Raw genomic sequence first — 19,688 nt, 5'->3', positions numbered from 1 at the left:
CGACCCGCTACGGGTGTCTTTATTTGAACCAGACCAAACCACCTAGAGGACTACCTACATATGGCATCGAACGCTCGTGAACGAACCACCGACCCCGCTGCAGACGGGAACTACGACTACGTGAGCGACGACGTAGCGCGCCCGGGACTCGTCTCCGATCTGGAATCGCTCGTCGACGGCGAGATTCGATTCGACACGTACTCGCGGCAACTGTACGCGACGGACGCCTCGGCGTACGAACAGACGCCAATCGGCGTGGTGATGCCGGAATCGACCGAGGACATCGTCGCGGTGATGGAGTACTGTTCGAAGCGAGAGATTCCGGTTCTCCCCCGCGGTGGCGGGACGAGTCTAGCGGGGCAGACGGTGAACGAAGCCGTCGTCCTCGACCTGATGAAACACATGGACGGGGTCATCGATGTGGACACCGACGCTGCTACGGCGACAGCACAAGCGGGCGTTCGACTGGGCGACCTGAACGCGGAGTTGGAACCGCACGGCCTCAAGTTCGCGCCCGACCCGGCGTGGGGCGACAAATCCGCCCTCGGCGGTGCTATCGGTAACAACTCCACCGGCGCGCACTCGCTGAAGTACGGCAAGACCGACTACTACCTCGAATCGGTCGAAGTCGTCCTCGCGGACGGGTCGGTGACGACGTTCGGTGAAATCGAAGTTGAAACGCTTCGGGAGGAAGGCGACCCGGACGGGTCGTTAGAAGAGCGAATCTACGCCGAAGTCGCGCGGATTCTGGACGACGAAGCCGACGAGATTTCGGAGCGCTATCCCGACCTGAAGCGGAACGTCTCCGGCTACAACCTTGATGTGCTGGTAGACGAGATGCGCGGTGAACGCCGCCTGCCGGACGACTCGGGAATCGACCCCGAGAGCGAACCGGGCACGGTGAATCTCGCGCGACTGCTCGCAGGATCGGAGGGGACGCTCGGAATCGTCACCGAAGCCACCGTCTCGCTCGAACCCGTTCCGAACACGGCCGCCGTCGCACTCCTGACCTACGACGACGTACTCGACGCGATGGAAGACGTGGCTCCGATTCTCGAACACGACCCGGCGGCCGTCGAGGTCATGGACGACGTGCTCCTCGATTTGGCCCGCGAGACACCGGAGTTCGAGGAAGTTGTCGGCATGCTTCCTGAGGGAACCGACTCGGTTCTTCTCGTAGAGTTCTACGCCGACGACGCCGACCACGGACGCCAACAGGTCGCTGATCTCGTTGCCGACCGCGTTCCGAACGGGGAGAGCGAAGCCGACCCGTCGGCGGGCGCGGCGGAGACGACGACGAAGCCCCACACGGCCGTCACCGCGATGGAGGCGTACGACGCCGAGACGCGCGCGAAGTTCTGGAAGATGCGCAAGTCCGGTCTCCCCATTCTGCTGTCGCGGACGACCGACGACAAGCATATCGCCTACATCGAGGACACCGCCATCCCGGCGGGGAATCTTCCGGCGTTCGTCTCCGACTTTCAGGACATCTTAGACGACCACGACACGTTCGCGTCCTACTACGCCCACGCCGGTCCGGGCGTCCTGCACATCCGTCCGCTCGTCAACACGAAGACGGTCGAAGGGCTGGAAACCTACGAAACCATCGCCGACGAAGTGACCGACCTCGTGGTGAAGTACGGTGGGTCAGTCTCGGGCGAACACGGCGACGGTCGCGCGCGAACCCAGTGGAACCGGAAACTGTACGGCGACGAGTTGTGGGCCACGTTCCGCGACCTGAAGACGGCGTTCGACCCAGACTGGTTGCTCAATCCGGGAAACATCTGCGGCTACCAAGCCGACGAGGAACGACCCGCGGGAGCGGCCGCCACCTCAGCACACGAGATGACCGAACACCTGCGGTTCTCCCCCGACTACGACTTCGACGCCGGGTTCGATCCCGCGCTGAACTGGGAGAACGAGAACGGCTTTCAGGGAATGGCCGAACTCTGCCACGGGTGCGGTGGGTGTCGCGGTCCACAGGAGACGACAGGCGGCGTCATGTGTCCGACGTTCCGCGCTGAGGAAGAGGAGATTCTCTCGACGCGCGGGCGGTCGAACATGCTCCGGCAGGCGATGAGCGGCGACCTCTCGCCGGAAGAACAGTTTGAAGACGAGTTCGTCGAGGAAGTGACGGACCTCTGTATCGGCTGTAAGGGATGCATGAAAGATTGCCCGAGCGGTGTAGACATGGCGAAGATGAAAGCGGAGGTGACCCACGAGTACCACCAGCGAAACGGGTCCAGCCTGCGCGACAAGATGTTCGCGAACATCGACACCCTGTCGAAACTCGGGAGCGCGTTTGCACCGCTCTCGAACCTCGCCGCGAACGTGCCCGGCGCACGTCTCCTCATGGAGAAGACGCTCGGCATCTCGCGCGAGCGCGAGTTACCGCAGTTCAGCCGTGAGTCGTTCGTTGACTGGTTTAAATCTCGGGGGCGGGCAGGTATCCCCGAAGCGCAAGCCGAGTCAAAGGTACTGCTGTTCCCCGACACTTACACGAACTACAACCACCCTGAGGCGGGGAAAGCCGCAGTCCGCGCCCTCGAAGCTGCGGGCGTTCACGTTCGTATCCCCGACGGCGTCACCGGGTCCGGGCGACCGCCGCACTCGAAGGGGTTCATCGACCGCGCCCGCGAGCAGGCCAGACAGAACGTCGAGGCGCTCGCACCACTCGTCCGCGAGGAGTGGGATGTCGTCGTCGTCGAACCCTCCGACGCCGTAATGTTCCAACACGACTATCTCGACCTGTTATCGGGCGAGGATGTCGAAGCCGTGGCGGCGAACACCTACGGCGTGATGGAGTATTTCGACACGTTCCGCCTCCTCGAACGCGACGTAGTGGAGACGAACGACGCGTCGGCGTCGCTGACCTACCACGGCCACTGCCACCAGAAGTCCACGAAGAAAGATCACCACGCCGTCGGCGTCCTGCGCCGGGCGGGCTACCGCGTGGACCCACTGGACTCGACCTGTTGCGGGATGGCGGGGTCGTTCGGCTACGAGGCCGAACACTACTCGATGTCGAAGGCTATCGGCGAAATTCTCTACGACCAAGTGGAGAACGCCGACGGCGAGATGGTCGTCGCGCCGGGGGCGTCGTGTCGGTCGCAACTCGGCGACAGAGACGACGAAACGGAACCACCGCATCCGGTCGAAATGCTGGCCGACGCGGTCGCCTGATCTCGACCGCGGTGCGCACGGTTTCGCGTCAGTACTTGCCGACGGCGAGTTAGGCTTCCGAACTGGCTGACAGCGACTCGATGACACCCGAGAGCGCATCGAGGGCCGCCTCGACGTGTTCTGGGTCGCGGCCGAGCGCGACGCGGAACCCGTCTGACTGGTCGAAGAACCGACCGGGAACGACGAGAATATCCTGCTCCCACGCTGCCTCAACTAGTTCGTCGCCGGAGACGTGTTCGTGTTCGAAGAAAGCGAACGTACTGCCCGGATACACCACACCGGAGAGTTCGTCGTGTTCGGCGGCGAACGAAGCCAGAAGTTCGTGATTCGTCTGGAGGTGGTCACGGGCCGACGCCGACAGTTCATCGCGGTTGTGGAGGGCGCGGCGGGCGAGGGCGCGACTCGGTTCGGCCACCGCAGGAACGTGAAACGCCGCGTGGCGCGCTGCGTCCACAATTTCAGCGGAGGCGATGAGCCAGCCGATTCGGAGTCCTCCGAGTCCGTAGAACTTCGTCAGCGACCCGGTGACGATAGTGTTCGGGAGGCCTGCGCCGGTGACGCCGCCGAATGCGTGATCTGTCGTCGCGTCACCGACGAACGGTGCGTACACTTCGTCAACGAGCAGGTAGCCGCCAGCCTCTCGACAGGCCTCTGCGGCGGTGGCAAGCGACTCACGGGAGGTGAGTCGTCCCGTCGGGTTGTGACGGTTTGAGGTGACAGCGAGCGCGAAGTCATCCATCGCGGCGGCGGTGATTCGGTCACCGGAGAGAACGTACTCGTCGCGGGCGGGACGGAGGAACCGATCAACTCGGGCACTGAGTGCGCCGGGCGTCAAGACGAGGGGTTGGTAGCCGGGCTTTTCGACCAACACCTGCGGGTTGCTGTCTTCGGCTTCTTCTGTGTCATCAAGAGCGACAGTGAGAGCCGCCGACTCCGCGAGCAGATTCGCGTGTGTTGCGCCTGCAGTGACGAGAACGTTCTCGGGAGACACGTCGTACACGTCGGCCAACTGCGCACAGAGCGTTTCATCATCGGGGTCCGGAAGGCCGGTCAGTCTCTCGGGGACGATATCCGACTCGTGCGGCGCCGAGCGGAGGTCACTCGAACCGAGGTCGTACTCGGCCGCTTCGACCCGTCCGGAAATCCATTCGAGATACGGGAGGGGTGGAAACACGGCTCGCTGTTGCGGACGAGGTGAGTAAGCCGTTTGGGTCTCCGAATATCAGTCATCGGCCGACTGGATCGGAATCGGCTCCCCGTCTTCCCACAGACGCGAAAGCGTGCGTCGGCCCCATTCGACCGCCTCGGGCGAATCGTTGCCGATGAAGCCGCCTACCCCGTGGTCCGCGTACGTCAGGAGACCGAGTTCCGGACCGTCGTCCGTCTCTCCGAGAGCCAGACTATACGGGGGAAGGTCAGTCGTCCACCGGATTTCGAGCCGATCTGTCGATAACGCCTCTTGGGTCTTCGTCCGGTACGTCGAGACAAGGCGGTTCATCACCTTCTCAGCGACGAGGACGCGGGCGGTCACTCCCTCCTCAACGATACGGCGATGGTACGTGTTCACTTGCGACGGGAACACCGCTGGCGCGAACGCGTGGATTCGGTCGGCCCGTTCGATAATACTCGCGAGGTGGCCAAGAGGACGGTGCGGCGACGTCTGAGTTGCTTCGACAACGTCCGCACCGTCGAGAACGGCGATATCGAATTCTGAGTCCGATCCAATCAAATCAATTATATTTCCCGCGTTAGTGATATCTTCGGCACGGTTTGCAAACCGGTCGAACGCTTCGAGTACAAGACGGCCGGATAGCGTCCGTACGTAGCCGTCTTCACCGCGTTCGACGAATCCCGCTTCAACGAGTTCTCGAATTGCTCTATCGACCGTCGAGCGGGAGACAGAGAGCGACTCAGATAGGTCTCGCTTCCGTTGCTCGACGGGGCCGACGCGCCGAAGAACGGCCTCCCGCCGTTCGATCAAACAGAGTACGTCGGATGCGTCTCGCCCCGGCATACCTCACGACTCGATGGTACGCTGTCATAAGCGTTCGGACCATCGGCCGGCATATAAAGGATCGCAAGAGATTTAACCTATTACCGGAGCGTGACGAACTACCCGACGGGTGAGTATAAGTCGGTATGAACACTACGTAGTCTTGCCGGGGTGCCTCTGACAACCGGCAGTTAGTCCGCGTCGGCCTGCCCGGACCGACGTGGTCACTGGGGGTTCTCCCCCAGTTCTTTCCCTTCGAAGCAGTCTAAAACCGCAGAGCGAAGCGTCTCGCGGTCGTTTCTGAATGCAAGGTGCGCGTGGCAACGACAGTCTGACGAGCCGAATCCAGAAACTGGAGACGACTCCGGTCCGAGCGCAGTGGCGACAGCGCATTCAGCGTCCGCGCGCGGCGCGGCGGCGACACTGACGAGTTCGGTTTCGGAATGACCACCGAAGTAATCGACGTGCCAGTGACGAACGTCGTGTTCACCGGCGGCGACGCGGCAGTGGCGAGCGACGCGTCCGAGTCCGTTCGATCCGAACGCGCTTCCGATATACGCGTACGCGCCCGCCGGAAATTCCACAGACCCGAGTGACCCGACCGAGATCTCGGTCGAAACCGGCAACTCGAATAGTAGCACGTACGTTCCCGGCGGGGCGTCACCCACGCCGATGCCAAGTTCGTCTGTCTCGTCGGCGATTGCCGACGGAGCAAGGACGTAGGACATTACAGCCCCTCCGGTCGTTTGGCGGCAGCAGCTACGAGACTGCCGAACAAGTCGGCCGCACCCGCATCCAGCGGATAGGTATCGTGATAGTCGGCGGGGTCGCGGCCGCGGCCGCTTGCGACGCCGACAGCCTTTGCGATGCTGAGATAGTTGTCCCGGACGAGCGAACTCACGATGCCCGGTGTTCCCGCGCGCGATGCAAGTTCCGCTGCCGCCGACCGCCCGGCGTAGACGCATTCTTCGCGGCGGTCCACGAGGAGCATGGCGAACGGCGTCTCGCCGAACTGTCGTTCGAGAAACGCCTGTGCGGTGTCTTCGTACCACGAGATTGCGCCCACGTTGTCCAGTTCCCGCAAGGCCCGCGCCGCGATAGAACAGTACGGGCACTCACCGTCGTACACGAGAACGGCATCGTACTCGGGCATGAGTGAATGTCAGGGCTGTGCGAATAAAACCGTGCCGGGGGTTACAAGGGCTTGTTTCGGACGCCGTGGGGGTTCGCCCGAAACTTCCGAAACCATCAGGTCGCATTCGCCCTGAGAGTCACTGTGGACGACCTCATCGAGTGGCTTCGGGACCGGCCGTACTACGAGGGGCAGATGCGCGACCACAGACGGGTCCCGTCACGAGACCCCGAGTTCGCGGACGTGGCGCTCGAATCACGTCTCCAATCCGCACTCTCGGACCGCGGCATCGACCGCCTCTATCGACACCAAGCCGAGGCTATCGACGCCGTACGCGACGGCGAGAACGTCGTCCTTGCCACACAGACGGCCAGCGGGAAGAGCCTCGCCTACACCGTCCCGGCGTTCGAGCGCGCGATGGATCACGGCGGTCGGACGCTCTATCTCGGCCCGCAGAATGCCCTTATCGCAGACCAAGACGAGACGCTGTCAGACCTCGCGTTCACCCTCGGGTTCGGCAGTCGCGTCTCCGTCGAGCAGTACACGGGCCGCCTGTCGAAGACCGAAAAGCGCGACGTACGCGACCGACGGCCAACGGTTCTTCTCTCAAACCCGGATATGCTCCACTACGCGCTCCTCCCGCACGCCCACCGACTGTGGGAGTGGTTCTTCTCCTCGCTGGAGACGGTTGTGATAGACGAGATACACGGCTACCGCGGGGTCTTCGGCAGTCACGTCGCCCTCACGCTTCGGCGCCTCAATCGGATTTGCGAACGGTTCGACAGCGACCCGCAGTACGTCTGCTGTTCGGCCACTATCGGAAATCCCGTCGAACACGCCGCACGCGTCACCGGGATGGAGCAGGCGTCGTTCCGACTCGTAGACGAGGATACGAGCGGAACTGGAGCGACGCACTGGGTCCTGTGGAACCCACCCGAGTACCGCGAGAGCGGGCGAGGCGAGGAGAGCGGTCGCCGTCGGTCGAGCCACGTCGAGACGAAGAATCTGTTCGTAGACCTCCTCTCACGGGGGCACCAAACGCTCGCGTTCACGCGAGCGCGACAGGCCGCAGAGCGCTACGCCACCGAGAGTGCCGAGGACCTACGGGAACGCGGCGAGAGTGAGGCGGCGGCAGGAGTTTCTGCCTACCAAGCGGCACTGAAGCACGAAAAGCGCCGGAAGATAGAGTCCGGACTCCACGACGGAAGCGTCACCGGCGTCTGGTCCACGAACGCACTCGAACTCGGCGTGGACGTGGGCGGACTCGACGCCGTTCTCATCGACGGCTATCCCGGGACGCGGATGTCGGCGTTCCAGCAGGCCGGGCGCGCCGGGCGCGGCGACGACGACGCACTCGTCATCCTGGTCGGCGGCGAAGACCAACTCGACCAGTATCTGTTACACCACCCCGAGGAGTTCTGGGACGGAGAGCCAGAGCGTGCCATCTGCAACCCCACGAACGAAGAACTGCTCCCGGACCACGTGGCGAGTGCTGCTGCGGAGAACTGGCTGAAACCTGACGACGACAGGCACTTCGGGGAGACGACGCCCGACGTGGTGTCGGCGCTGGAGACAGCGGGACGACTCGACCGCCGCGAAACCGACGACGGTATCCGGTGGACGCACTCGGGTAGCGGCAGTCCGCAACACGAAATGAGCCTGCGGAGTATCGAAAGCAGGGAGGTGGATCTGTTGGACGGACGGTCGAACGAAGTCATCGCGTCGCTGTCGTTCGGCGACGCCCTCCGGGACGCCCATCCCGGCGCGATATACCACCACCAAGGTCAGTCTTACGAGGTGACAGAGTTGGATCTGGATCGGGATACGGCGATTCTCCAGCCAACGTGGGCGGACTACTACACGCGCGTCCTGCACGATAAAACGATCACCGTCGAGGAAGACCTGCGGTCGAAACCGCTGTCGGCCCGTCCAGACACCGAGGTCCGGTTCGCTGACGTAACGATGCGCAAGCAGATTACGGGCTTCGAACGCCGGGACCCGAAACGCGGTGAAGCCATCGGCCGCGAATCGTTGAATCTGCCGGAGACGACGCTTCGGACCAAGGCGCTGTACGTCACCGTGCCGCGCGACGTGGAGGCGCAGATGCGCGCCATGGGAGACGAGACACGCGAGGACGGGGCGGGACAGTACGAGCTCTCCGGCGGCGACTACGGATTCGCCGGCGGGATTCACGCGGCCGAACACGGGATGATTTCGCTGTTTCCGCTCTCGTTTCTGTGTGACCGCGGCGACATCGGCGGCCTCTCGACGCCGCACCACACTCACACCGACCAATCGACCATCTTCGTCTACGACGGCCATCCCGGTGGCGTCGGCCTGACCGAAAACGGGTACGACGAGGTAGAGACGCTGTTACGGCGGACGCACGAGTTAATTCGAGACTGTGACTGCGAGGACGGGTGTCCGGCCTGCGTGCAGTCCCCACAGTGTGGGAACGCGAACGACCCCCTCTCGAAAGCAGAAGCCGTTCATCTGTTGGCGGCGCTGAGCGGCGAAGGTGAGTCGTCGCGGAAACTCACGCCGTGAGCCGGTCAACGACGAGCAGCGACGCCACCGACGGGAGGACGAGAGCGACTTCGGCGGGCGTGGACATGAGACCGAGCGCGACGATAAGCGTCGTCGCGCACGCGGGCGGGTGAACGGCGTCGAAGGCGAGCATCCCCGTACTCGTCAAACCAACCGCGACGACACCGCTCAGCACCAGCCACGGCGGATGGAAATCAAGCGGCGTCGTCGGCACCGAGAGGAACGTCGAGACAGCGAGATACGTGAAAAGCCCGCAGGCGACACCGACGGCGTGGCCGCCGAGGACCGTCCGCGGCGTCGGCCCGGACTCTCTGACCGCGAGAACGAAGGCGGAGGGGCCGAGACTCGGAAAGAGCGCCGGAACACCAGTAAGCCACGCTGTCGCTGCCGAGAGAGTCAAAAGGAGCGTTGCACGGATTCCGACGGCAACGGAACGAGTCACACCCGATGCTCACCGGTGATACGGTATGAACGCGGCGAATCGGGACGGAAAATCAGAATCGGAACGACAGATCCTTTAGGCTCGCCTAAACACTAAGGAGTAATGAAACAGGACATCTGCGTCGTTGTTCCGACGATTCGGGAGTACGACTGCATGCGGGCGTACTTCGAGAACGCCCGCGACCACGGCTTCGGCCTCGACAGACTGTTCGTTCTCCTCGTGACCGAGGACTTCTGCGACACTGACGAGATGGCGTCGATGTTGGAAGAAGAAGGCGTCGAGGGGGCGGTGTACGACGGGACAGCGCGAGAGGAATGGTTCGAAAACCACGACCTCGGCGCGTACACCCACTTGATTCCGGAGGCGTCCCACGCGCAGACGAGTTTCGGGCTTCTGTACATGTGGGCAAATCCCCGCTTCGAGCGCGGTGTGTTCATCGACGACGACACGCTCCCACACGACGAGTGGGACTTCTTCGGCCGTCACATGGAGAATCTGGACTACGAGGGCGAACTGGAGTCGGTGCGGTCAGACGAGCGCTGGGTGAACGTCCTCTACCAGAACGCCGACGAACACGGTCTCTACCCGCGGGGGTACCCCTACTCAGCGATGGACGAATCCGTCGAAACGACCGAGCGGGATGTCGAGAACGTCGTCGCCTCGCAGGGTCTGTGGACGAACGTCCCCGACCTCGACGCCGTGCGCATCCTGATGGACGGCGATTTGGAAGGACAGGCGCAGACGCGAACCGAGAAGTCGGACTTCACCGGCGACTTCGTGGCCGACCCCGGTCAGTATCTCACCGTCTGTTCGATGAATCTCGCCTTCGAGCGCGAAGTGATCCCGGCGTTCTACCAACTCCCGATGGACGACAACGAGTGGAGCGTCGGACGGTTCGACGACATCTGGTCGGGCGTCTTCCTCAAGCGTGCGGCGGATCTTCTGGACGGCGAAGTCCTCACCGGCTACCCGCTCTGCGAACACAATAAGGCCCCGCGGCCAACGTTTGACGACCTGAACAACGAAGTGCCCGGTCTCGAACTGAACGAACACGTCTGGGAAGTCGTAGACGATGCTGGTTCGGATGCGACGACGTGGACCGAGGCGGCCGAAGCGATGGCCGACGCACTCGCCGACGGCGACTTCGCGAAGTGGAACAACGGGGCGTTCTTGAACCACTGCGGAGAGTTCTGGCGCGACTGGTTGGCATGTTTGGACGATATCGAGGCACGCGTTGGGGTGGGGTCCGGTCCTGTCACCGCTGACGATTAGCCGAACGGTCCTCTTGAATCGGAAAGTATAAGCAATTTAGGGTTGCCTAAAATGATATGGATCAGCAGGACGGCGAGCATCGCGGCCGGAGTCGGCGACGATTCCTTCAAGCCGCCGCGGCCGCGGGCATCATCGGCGTCGCGGGCTGTAACGGACTCTCGAACGACGGCACAGCAACAGAGACGGGGAACGGAGGGAACGAGACAACCACCGAGCAAAGCCCCGGCCAAATCGGGTCGGGTCGGTCACCGTTCGGCGACCGGGATATCTCCGGCGGCGTCTCGATGGCCGAGATGCCCGATTTGGAGGGCGAACTCACGCTGTACTCGGGTCGCGGAGAGGCACTGGTCGGTGAACTCATCTCCTATATCGAGGACCTCTACCCCGACTTCACCGTCCGCCCGCTCTACAACTCGGCGGCCGAACTCGTCAATCAGATTGCGACCGAGGGACAGAACAGTCCTGCGGACGTGTTTTACTCGGTCAACGCCGGCGCGCTCGGCGCGCTGAAACAGCGCGAGCGGACGCAGTCGCTGCCGCAGGAAGTGTTGGAGTTCGTCCCGAAGAGCTTCCGCGACTCCGATGGGATGTGGGTCGGTTCCTCCGGCCGCGCGCGGTCGGTACCGTACAACACGAACACGTTCAAAGAATCGGACATCCCGGACGACATCATGTCGTTCCCCGACCAGTCGAACTTCGAAGGCGAACTCGGCTGGGCACCCACGTACTCCTCGTTCCAAGCGTTCATCACGGCGATGCGCATCCTCGAAGGCGAGGACGCGACACGCAAGTGGCTGAAAGGGATCCAAGACCTCGGTGTGAGCCAGTACGGCGACGAGTTCCAAGTCGCCCGCGCTGTCGCAGACGGCGAGATTTCGGCCGGATTCACGAACCACTACTACATCCAGCGCGTCCTCGCCCGCCGCGGTCTGAGCACGCCGCTCCGAACCACGTTCACGAAAGGTGACGCCGGGGCCGTGTTCAACGTCGCCGGTGCGTGTGTCCTCGACACCGCCAAAGACACCTCGCTGGCGTCGAACTTCGTCCGCCACCTCCTCTCGGCGGAAGCACAGGACTACTTCGCGCGAACGACGTTCGAGTACCCGCTCGTACCCGAAATCGAGCCAATCGGTCGCCTGCCGACGATCGACGAGTTGAACCCACCCCAAGAGTTAGACCTGGCACAGTTGTCGGACCTCGAAGGAACCATTCGACTCCTCAGGGAGACCGGCGTCCTCTAACGACCACCCATGGCAACAGAGCAGCGAACCGCGACCGACGACCGAGGCCCCGACGAGGGAACCGACGCACCACTCGGTCTGACTATCGCCAGTGGCGCAGTCGCGGCGGCCGTCGTCCTCCCCCTGCTTTGGCTGGTGAAATCCAGCCTCGAAGTGGGGCTTTCGGAGGCGCTGTCGCTGCTCACACGCCCGACAACGCTCGATGTCTTCGTCAACAGTACCATCCTCGTCGCGCTGACGACGGCGGCGTGCATCCTGTTGGGCGTCCCGCTTGCCTACCTGACCGTCCGAACGGATCTGCCGTTCCGACGCTTTTGGACGGTCGCCGTCTCGTTACCGCTCGTCATCCCGAGTTACATCGGGGCGTTCGCGTTCGTCTCGGCGTTCGGTCCACGAGGAGATCTCCAGCGCGTCCTCGCACCGCTTGGCGTCGAACAACTCCCCGAGATATACGGGTTGCAAGGCACCGTGTTGGTGTTGACGCTCTACACGTACCCGTACGTCTACATCACGGCGCGTGCGTCGCTGAAGTCGATGGATACGACGCTCATCGACGCCGCTCGGACGCTCGAACACGGTCGCTGGGAGGCGTTCAAACGCGTCACCGTGCCGCAGATTCGACCCGCCGTTGCGGCCGGGTCGTTGCTCGCGGGCCTCTACGTCCTCTCTGACTTTGGGACTCCATCTATCATGCGGTACGACGTGTTCACACGCGTCATCTACGTCGAGTTCGGCACGTTCGGCCGCGACACCGCGACGTTACTCTCACTGCAACTGGTTGGCGTGACGTTCATCATCCTCTGGTTGGAGTCGCGTGTTCGCGGCGAGGAGCGCACGTCCGGCGGTGGCCGGTCACGGGATGTGGTTCCGCTCGGTGTTTGGAAGCTTCCCGCGATGATGTTCTGTGCGGCCGTCGCTGGACTCGCGCTCGTCGTCCCGCTCGGTATTTTGGTGACGTGGCTCGGGACGTCGAACGCGGCGGTCAACCAGTCGCTCGCATTCGAGTGGCAGTACGTCTTTAACTCCATCTCCGTCTCGACTGGCGCGGCCCTCGCCGCCATCGTTGCAGGCCTTCCCGTGGCGTATCTCTCGGCGCGGCACAGCAACCGGCTGTCGCCGCTGTTCGAGCGCGCGACGTACGTCGGCTACGCCGTCCCCGGCGTCGTCCTCGGCCTCGCGTTAGTCTACTTCGGGAGTTCGGTCGGCGCTCCGGTTTACCCGTCGCTCTATCTGCTCGTGTTCGCCTACGTCATCCGGTTTTTGCCCCAAGCGGTCGGGTCGCTCCGTGCTTCGTTCCTGCGAGTTGATCCCTCGCTTCCCGAAGCAGCGCGGACGCTCGGGCGAACCTCGATTGGTGCGTTCCGGCACGTCACGCTCCCGTTGGTCGCCCCCGGCCTGTTCGGCGGCGCGGCGCTGGTGTTTCTCACGACGATGAAGGAACTCCCGGCGACGCTGTTGCTCCGGCCGTCGGGGTTTAAGACGCTCGTGACGCACATTTGGACAGCGTACGAGTCGGGGTACTTCGGACAGGCGGCGATTCCGGCGCTTGTCCTTCTCTTCGTCTCAGGGCTGTCGATGCTCGTTATCATCACGCAGGAAGGATACGATGTCAAATAGCACATCCACAACCACAACCCGGTTTCAGGGAGAGCCGAATCAACAGATGAACGACCAATCGGCGTCAGCGTCCGATTCGGAGACGAGGTCAGAATCAGAAGCCGTCCTCGAACTCGATGGGCTCAAGAAGTCGTACGGCACGGAGACGGTTATCCACGACCTGTCGCTTTCCGTCCGCGAGGGTGAAATTCTCACGCTCCTCGGTCCCTCCGGATGCGGGAAGACGACCACACTCAGACTCCTCGCCGGACTGGAACGGCCCGACGGCGGTGCCGTCCGACTGAACGGCCGGGTCGTCTCCGGGACCGAGTTCGTCCCGCCGGAAGAACGCGGCGTCGGCGTTGTCTTCCAAGAGTTCGCGCTGTTCCCGCACCTTACCGCCCGCGAGAACATCGCGTTCGGACTGGCAGACCGCTCCGACGCGGAAACCGAACAGCGCGTTGACGAACTGCTGGAACTCGTGGACCTGCCCCGGCAGGGCGACAGCTATCCCGACGAACTCTCCGGTGGCCAGCAACAGCGCGTCGCCCTCGCGCGTTCGCTTGCCCCCGAGCCTGACATCCTCCTCCTCGACGAACCGTTCTCGAATCTCGACGTTGACCTGCGCGTGCAGATGCGCGAGGAAGTCCGCCGTATCCTGAAGGAAGCGGGCGTGACAGCCATCTCCGTCACGCACGACCAAGAGGAGGCGCTGTCCATCTCCGACCGCGTGGCCGTGATGAACGACGGCAACCTCGAACAGGTCGGCGAGCCGGAGAGCGTCTTCCAACACCCAAAGTCGCGCTTCGTCGCCGGATTCCTCGGCTACGCGAGCTTCATCCCCGGATACGTCTCGGGCGACCGCGTGGAGACGGACCTCGGAAATCTCCCGCGCGAACAGATTCACGGTCTTGCCGCCGAATACGACAATACTCGTATTGACGTGCTCGTCCGTCCCGACGACGTGTCCGCACGCGCCTGTGAACCCGGTGAAGAACCCAGCGGACGCGTCGTCGCCCGTCGCTACCTCGGCCCGACATTCCTCTACGAGGTGGAGTTAGAGACGGGTGAACGCGTCCAGTGCATGCACAATCACGACGAGGACGTTCCCGACGACGGACCCGTCGCGGTGGAAATCGATGCTGGGCACGAGTTGGCATGGTTCCCGCGAGAGCAGCGGCCGGAGGCCGAGCAATGAGCGAGGACGCAAGCCGCAAACGAGCGGGAACTCGTCACGAGCGAAGCGAAGTGACGGCGTTCCCGCGAGCGGACGAGCGGGAGTTCGTTGCGAGCGCGGTGAAGCAACGAACATGCCCGCGAGAGCAGCGGCCGGAAGACGGCTCGAAGTACGGCAACTAACGCACCGTGTCTCGGTTCTCGCACCTTCGATTGCGCGAGTCTCTCCGACGGCACCCCGAACGCGCCGTCGCCGCAGTTCTCGTCGCCGCCGTCGGCCTGCTCGTCTTCTGGCTGGCACTCGATCTGTTTCCGTACCACTCGGTCAACGACGACGAGGGTGTCTACCTGTATCAGGCAGCGATGCTGTTAGAGGGGAAACTGTTTCTCAGACCCGGCGCGATTCCGACTGACGCCGTCCGGCCGTGGTTCTTCGTCATCCGCGAAGTTGGCGGCGAAATAGCGATGTACGGCAAGTACTCGCCAGTCGTCCCGGCGATATTCACCGTCGGGCATCTCCTCGGAGACTGGAATATCGCGCTCGGACTCGTCGCGGCCGGGAACGCCGCGGGCGTCTACTACCTCGGATCGGCGGCGTTCGACCGCCGCGTCGGCCTCGTCGCCGTCGTTGCGCTCGCCGCCTCCCCCCTGTTTTTGCTCACCTCCGCGACGTTTCTCTCGTACGCCCCGGCGACGATGCTGAATCTCGCGTTTGCCGTCGCGTACGTCCGTGCCGCCAGAACCGACAGTCTCCGCTGGGCCGTCGCGTCGGGAGCCGCAGTTGGCCTCGCGTTCTTCGCGCGGCCCTACACAGCCGTCCTGTTCGCAATTCCCTTCATTCTCCACACGCTGGCCGTCCTCGTCACTGGTCTGCGAACCGGAGACGACACGTTCGACCCGGCGTTCCGGCGCGTCTTCAAGCGCGCCGTCGCAATCGCTGTTCCCGGCGCGCTTGGCGTCGTCATCGCCCTCGGCTACAACGCTGTCGTGACCGGTGACCCGCTGTTGTTCCCGTATGCGGCGTTTGCGCCGAACGACGGAATTGGCTTCGGCCCGCACGAGATACTCGGCTACGACCGGAACTACACGCCCGCGTTGGCCGCCGAAACGACCGTCTTCGTCTTCGAATTCTTCCTCACCGAGTGGACGCCCGCGGGAGTTCTTGGCTCGCTTCTCGCTGTCCTCGGTATCGGAACGGCGGCGTGGCGGTGGGGGGAGTCGATTCGAGTCTACCGACCCTCACTCTCCGGCATGACAGGTGGCGAAGTCGCCGCCGTCGTCGCGGGTGTCTTCCCCGCTGTCTTCCTCGGCGAGGCGTACTTCTGGGGGACGCTCAACGGCCTACGAAACGAGCTTATCGACCTTCTGGGGCCGTTTTACCACTTTGACGTTCTCCTCCCGGTGAGCGTCTTCGCCGCCGCCGGTGCAGTCGCTCTCGTCCGATTCGTCCGACGTTGGCTGGCCGAACGAACCACGCGACGGCGTGCCCGCGTCGCCGTTGCCGTCCTCCTACTCCTCGCCGCGCCCGTCGTCGTCAGCGCCGAACAGCGCGTCATCGACGGCCCGTTCTCCGAGAATCGCCAGCGCACGGAGAGTCTGACAGCGACGTACGAACCGTTCGTTGAACGGGCGTCGAACGCATCTGACGGGACAGCGTTCGACGACGCGCTCGTATTCACGCCCGATCCCTACGGCGACTGGCAGGCCCACCCGTTTCAGTACCTCCGGTCAGAACCCGGATTCGACGGAGCGGTCGTCTACGCCACCGACGGGTCGCCAGAGCGGGGACTTCGACGTGGTGGCGGCGACGAATCGGACGCCCTACCGATTCACCTACCGCGGGGAGTGGACCGGTGCAGTGCGGCCGGTGAACTCCGATATTCGGCGACTTCGCGTCCTCTCCGGGTCAGCAGTGAACGCGACGACGACAGTTGGGATCCCCGTGAACGCCGAAAGCGTCAGCGTCCGCATCGAAACGACAGCAGGGTACGCGCGATACCGTGTTCCGGCGTCGATGCGGACGAACGAGACGATTCCGGTCGAATGGGCCATCACCGCCGAGGGAGCCCGTATTCGAAACCTCGACTTCGCGTCCGGACCTGCGGGAGCGACGGTTCCACTTCCGGACGGCGCGTCGGAGGTTGACCTCGTCGTGACGTTCGTCGGACAGGGCGGAGCGAGCGTGACGTACCGACAGGAGGCGACAGTCAGCGCCGCTGAGGAAGAGATACAGGTGATATGGCCACCGGAGACGCGTGTCTGCCGGCTAACAACCGAGTGCGGTACCGAAGGAACATGGGTCGGCCCCGACGGAGAGTACGTATCTGGCGTGTCCGTGGAGATGGCGGCGACAGCCTCGGATCGTCAGTAGAGTCCCACGTCGATATCGACGAGGCCGCGTTTTACCGCATCGAGAAGTCGCTCGTCGAGAGGCATCCGATCCCACTCGTCGGGTTTCTCCTCTTCGGGTACCTCATCCAAGAGGTCTACGTACGACTCGTGGACGTGTCGGCCGTTCTCGCCGCACTCTGGGCATGTGACGATGATGAGTTTGACCCGGTAAGCTCGCTCTTGGGTCGTGCCGCAGTGCGGGCAGACGTACGTCTCGGTCACAGTGTGGTAGTTTGAACTGCGGGTATTCAGGGTTTGCGGGTTGCGATAGGATTCATGGCACCCGTCGCCACACTATCGCGTCGGCGGTATTCAGTTTGACACCGGTTTCGGTGGCGAGATGTGGTGCCGTCAACACCGGTTCCCACCCCGCAGTCGGAATCTCGGGTGCGTTCGCGTCTTCGGCGGCGTCGGCGGCGAGGATGTCGGGAGACACCTCGACTGGAACCCCCTCCATGTTGGCCGCAAAGAGGAGTTGTTCCTCGCCATTGGGCGCGGTGCGGAAACCGTAGTACAGCACTGTTCCATCCGTCGGATGACGGTAGGTGAAGTAATCGCCCTCGCGCAAGTCGTCTCGAAGCCACGGGCGGTCGTGGCGGAACTCACGCGTCGCCAGTCGGGCGGCCGTACGGTCCTCGTCCTGCGCGTCGTGCCAGTTCGAGAGGGTAGCAAAGTCGAACACGTCGCGCATCCACGCGTCGGCGTAGGTTTCGAGGTCAGACGGCACCAGGTCGGTGCCGAGCGGGTGATCCATCGCGGACAGCATGTCGGCCATCACGTCCACCTCGTAGTCTGTCGCCTCCACGGCGGCCGAGAGAGCGTCCATGAACGAGTGGAGTTCGTCCACCGAATCGAAACCGAGGTCCTTCACGCGGCGGAAGTGTTCGGTGGCGGAAAAGTCCGTCTCGCGCACCTGCCAGTAGAGGAAGTTCGACTCGTCGGCGACGACTTTGACGTTCCACTCGGGATCCGTATCGCGGACGAACCCCCACGGCGCGCGCATATTAGCGTGGACGAAGTCCATCGGAACGCCCGGCAGGAAACAGTGAAACAGCATCGCCGCGGCGGGATTGTCGTATGCCGCGTCCAGTGTCTCGGGATAGTCGTCGCCCAGATACGGATTGACCGGCGACTGGTTGAACTCGACTGTGGGGTCGATCTGCGTCCCGCGGCGCACCGTGTCGTGGTTGGCGACGCCGGTTATCCAGTTGCCGCCGAACTCGCCCACTTCGCGGACGCGCCACCATTTCGTCGCCCAGAAGGTGAGGAGCGCGGGCGTGTTGTGTGCGAACGTGATCGGCGACCACTGGAACGAGTGAGGGTGTTGCTCGATGAGAGCGCGATAAGAAGAAGCGAGTTCCCAGTCCTCGCGGGGCCACGGACGGCCGTCCTCGTAGATCATCCACGGGCGATACTCGGTACCGGCGACGTTCTGCGTCACGGCGTCCATCTCCGCGAGGAAGTCGTCGTCGTGGTACATCTCGCTCGTCTCCTCGTCGTAGGAGGTGAAGTCCTGCGCGCCGTCCACGCGGATACCGTCGGCACCGAAGTCCATCTTGCGCTTCTGCATCTCCAAGAAGACGGCGCGAGCGGTCGGTTCGGTGTAGTCGAGATGTTTGCCGTACATCCCCGGACCGAGGATATACCGGTCTGCGAGCAGTTCCGCACCCCGATTGTCGGCGTGGCCGAGCGCAACGTCGAAGACGACCTTGATTGGCCGCGGCAGGTCGTGGCACGCGGCGATGAAATCCACGAGTTCGTCCGGCCGACCGGTTTCGAGAATAGCCGGGTTCGGCGCGGAGAACGCACTGACGACGATGTCGTAGCCCCAGTTTATCGCATCCGGTCGTGCGAGTTCGACGGTGAGTGCGCCGTCTGATTCCGAGACGACCGACCAGAACTCGTGTGTCTCCTCGTTCTCGGTGAGCGGTTCGACGGGCATCACCTGAATCGCGTCGTAGCCGTCGAAGTTTCGTTCCCACGGTTCGAGCGGGTCACCCGCACGCTTCTTCCGCCCGATTTCGGCGTACACGTCCGCGAGACCCGCGAGTGACCCGGTTTCGGTCGCAGTTCCGGGATGAATCTCCAGCATGCTCACCGCGGGGTCGATTCGCGGCAGTCCGTCGTGTTCGGATGTAGAGACGCGTTCGTCGGCGGTTCCGAGCGACTCGAAATATGCACGGTCTGCGCGTGTCTCGTCCAAGCGGTCGATATCGTACAACTCAGCGGGCGCGAACGCGCCGAACGGAACGGAGTACGCGAGCGGATCGGTCACGACGCGCCACTCGCCATCCTCGCGGTAGGTGAGATGGTAGAGTGACCCGAGTCTGTCGCGTGTCCCAGCACGCATCCCGGCGACAACTCCCCAGTGGAACTCGCCTTCACGGCGGAGTGGCACGCGTTCGCGGCGGAACGTCACCGTGCGGGCGTCCGTCTCGGCGGGGTCGATTGTCCCGGTCGGCGTGAACACTTCGAGGAACACGTCGGCAGCGGAGACGCCTGCCTCAACGATGTCGGGCGTCCAGAACCCGACTTCGACGCGGCCCTCAGCATCGAGATGCGCGCCGAGGCGGTCGGTAAGGACCGTCGCCGCCTCGAAGTCGTCGTCGTGATCCGAGACAACGTCTCGATGCCACGCGAGGAGTTCGGCGGTCGGGTCGTCCAGTAGTCGGGGTTGTGAATCGGTCGTCATGTGAAAGCGAGGAGGAGTCAGTT

Annotated in this window: 15 protein-coding genes and 2 pseudogenes; 10 read left to right on the top strand and 7 right to left on the bottom strand. The window is 63.5% G+C overall.

All coding sequences use genetic code 11. The features are described from left to right. Window positions 1-60: 60 nt before the first annotated feature. Complete coding sequence (locus HBOR_RS07305) at window positions 61-3,183, top strand: FAD-binding and (Fe-S)-binding domain-containing protein (RefSeq protein ID WP_006054318.1); 3,123 nt, start codon at window positions 61-63, stop codon at window positions 3,181-3,183. 49 nt (window positions 3,184-3,232) lie between these two features. Here HBOR_RS07305 and HBOR_RS07300 read toward each other — a convergent pair whose 3' ends face one another. From HBOR_RS07300 to HBOR_RS07285, 4 genes are all read right to left on the bottom strand, one after another. After that, window positions 3,233-4,357: a pyridoxal phosphate-dependent aminotransferase gene (locus HBOR_RS07300; RefSeq protein WP_006054317.1), complete on the bottom strand. Its 1,125-nt coding sequence runs from the start codon at window positions 4,355-4,357 to the stop codon at window positions 3,233-3,235. A gap of 48 nt (window positions 4,358-4,405) precedes the next feature. After that, the gene (locus HBOR_RS07295) at window positions 4,406-5,197 is read right to left on the bottom strand and encodes a helix-turn-helix transcriptional regulator (protein ID WP_006054316.1); all 792 of its coding nucleotides are present in this window, start codon (window positions 5,195-5,197) and stop codon (window positions 4,406-4,408) included. A gap of 203 nt (window positions 5,198-5,400) precedes the next feature. Then, window positions 5,401-5,904, bottom strand: coding sequence for a GIY-YIG nuclease family protein (locus HBOR_RS07290; protein WP_006054315.1), 504 nt, complete (start codon window positions 5,902-5,904; stop codon window positions 5,401-5,403). Then, window positions 5,904-6,329, bottom strand: coding sequence for a DCC1-like thiol-disulfide oxidoreductase family protein (locus tag HBOR_RS07285; protein WP_006054314.1), 426 nt, complete (start codon window positions 6,327-6,329; stop codon window positions 5,904-5,906). The genes HBOR_RS07290 and HBOR_RS07285 overlap by 1 nt, the downstream gene beginning before the upstream one ends. 123 nt (window positions 6,330-6,452) lie before the next feature. On the opposite strand from HBOR_RS07285, the gene HBOR_RS07280 reads away from it, so the two are divergent. Continuing rightward, the gene (locus HBOR_RS07280) at window positions 6,453-8,855 is read left to right on the top strand and encodes a DEAD/DEAH box helicase (protein ID WP_006054313.1); all 2,403 of its coding nucleotides are present in this window, start codon (window positions 6,453-6,455) and stop codon (window positions 8,853-8,855) included. Here HBOR_RS07280 and HBOR_RS07275 read toward each other — a convergent pair. Then, a complete protein-coding gene (locus HBOR_RS07275; RefSeq protein ID WP_006054312.1) occupies window positions 8,845-9,297 on the bottom strand; it encodes an HPP family protein in 453 nt (150 codons plus the stop codon). The two genes, HBOR_RS07280 and HBOR_RS07275, sit on opposite strands and share 11 nt — an antisense overlap. A 102-nt stretch (window positions 9,298-9,399) precedes the next feature. Between HBOR_RS07275 and HBOR_RS07270 the strand changes: the two genes are divergently transcribed. The 8 genes and pseudogenes from HBOR_RS07270 (at window position 9,400) to HBOR_RS19945 (ending at window position 16,953) form a co-directional block, all read left to right on the top strand. Next, entirely contained in the window at window positions 9,400-10,569 is a 1,170-nt protein-coding gene (locus HBOR_RS07270) for a hypothetical protein (RefSeq protein WP_006054311.1), read from the top strand. Window positions 10,570-10,625: 56 nt separating this feature from the next. Further along, window positions 10,626-11,810, top strand: a complete 1,185-nt coding sequence (locus tag HBOR_RS07265) for an extracellular solute-binding protein (protein ID WP_006054310.1) — start codon at window positions 10,626-10,628, stop codon at window positions 11,808-11,810. A 9-nt stretch (window positions 11,811-11,819) separates the two neighbouring features. Beyond that, window positions 11,820-13,427: an ABC transporter permease gene (locus tag HBOR_RS07260; RefSeq protein ID WP_006054309.1), complete on the top strand. Its 1,608-nt coding sequence runs from the start codon at window positions 11,820-11,822 to the stop codon at window positions 13,425-13,427. Continuing rightward, a complete protein-coding gene (locus HBOR_RS07255) occupies window positions 13,417-14,604 on the top strand; it encodes an ABC transporter ATP-binding protein (protein ID WP_081457871.1) in 1,188 nt (395 codons plus the stop codon). The genes HBOR_RS07260 and HBOR_RS07255 overlap by 11 nt, the downstream gene beginning before the upstream one ends. After that, entirely contained in the window at window positions 14,601-14,765 is a 165-nt protein-coding gene (locus HBOR_RS19950) for a hypothetical protein (protein ID WP_006054307.1), read from the top strand. Before HBOR_RS07255 ends, HBOR_RS19950 begins: the two co-directional genes overlap by 4 nt. Window positions 14,766-14,945: 180 nt before the next feature. After that, window positions 14,946-16,310: pseudogene (locus HBOR_RS07250) on the top strand (glycosyltransferase family 39 protein); the annotation flags it as partial. A 67-nt stretch (window positions 16,311-16,377) separates the two neighbouring features. Continuing rightward, window positions 16,378-16,725: pseudogene (locus HBOR_RS20645) on the top strand (DUF7846 domain-containing protein); the annotation flags it as partial. A gap of 9 nt (window positions 16,726-16,734) precedes the next feature. After that, complete coding sequence (locus HBOR_RS19945) at window positions 16,735-16,953, top strand: hypothetical protein (protein ID WP_013440562.1); 219 nt, start codon at window positions 16,735-16,737, stop codon at window positions 16,951-16,953. On the opposite strand, the gene HBOR_RS07240 is transcribed toward HBOR_RS19945, so the two are convergent. Together HBOR_RS07240 and gghA are read right to left on the bottom strand one after the other, a co-directional pair. Beyond that, window positions 16,947-17,195, bottom strand: coding sequence for a hypothetical protein (locus tag HBOR_RS07240; protein WP_006054305.1), 249 nt, complete (start codon window positions 17,193-17,195; stop codon window positions 16,947-16,949). The genes HBOR_RS19945 and HBOR_RS07240 overlap by 7 nt on opposite strands. 52 nt (window positions 17,196-17,247) lie before the next feature. Then, a complete protein-coding gene (gene gghA / locus HBOR_RS07235; protein ID WP_006054304.1) occupies window positions 17,248-19,665 on the bottom strand; it encodes a glucosylglycerol hydrolase in 2,418 nt (805 codons plus the stop codon). Between the last annotated feature and the right edge of the window lie 23 nt (window positions 19,666-19,688).

The sequence above is a fragment of the Halogeometricum borinquense DSM 11551 genome (genome assembly GCF_000172995.2).
Lineage (GTDB): Archaea > Halobacteriota > Halobacteria > Halobacteriales > Haloferacaceae > Halogeometricum > Halogeometricum borinquense.
This window is presented reverse-complemented; position numbering and strand designations above follow the sequence as displayed.

Bases quoted from the DNA above. Each gene is read 5' to 3' on its own strand.
- HBOR_RS07305 (WP_006054318.1), top strand. From the start codon at position 61: ATGGCATCGAACGCTCGTGAACGAACCACCGACCCCGCTGCAGACGGG.
- HBOR_RS07295 (WP_006054316.1), bottom strand. From the start codon at position 5,197: ATGCCGGGGCGAGACGCATCCGACGTACTCTGTTTGATCGAACGGCGG.
- HBOR_RS07290 (WP_006054315.1), bottom strand. From the start codon at position 5,904: ATGTCCTACGTCCTTGCTCCGTCGGCAATCGCCGACGAGACAGACGAA.
- HBOR_RS07285 (WP_006054314.1), bottom strand. From the start codon at position 6,329: ATGCCCGAGTACGATGCCGTTCTCGTGTACGACGGTGAGTGCCCGTAC.
- HBOR_RS07270 (WP_006054311.1), top strand. From the start codon at position 9,400: ATGAAACAGGACATCTGCGTCGTTGTTCCGACGATTCGGGAGTACGAC.
- HBOR_RS07265 (WP_006054310.1), top strand. From the start codon at position 10,626: ATGGATCAGCAGGACGGCGAGCATCGCGGCCGGAGTCGGCGACGATTC.
- HBOR_RS07260 (WP_006054309.1), top strand. From the start codon at position 11,820: ATGGCAACAGAGCAGCGAACCGCGACCGACGACCGAGGCCCCGACGAG.
- HBOR_RS07255 (WP_081457871.1), top strand. From the start codon at position 13,417: ATGTCAAATAGCACATCCACAACCACAACCCGGTTTCAGGGAGAGCCG.
- HBOR_RS19950 (WP_006054307.1), top strand. From the start codon at position 14,601: ATGAGCGAGGACGCAAGCCGCAAACGAGCGGGAACTCGTCACGAGCGA.
- gghA (WP_006054304.1), bottom strand. From the start codon at position 19,665: ATGACGACCGATTCACAACCCCGACTACTGGACGACCCGACCGCCGAA.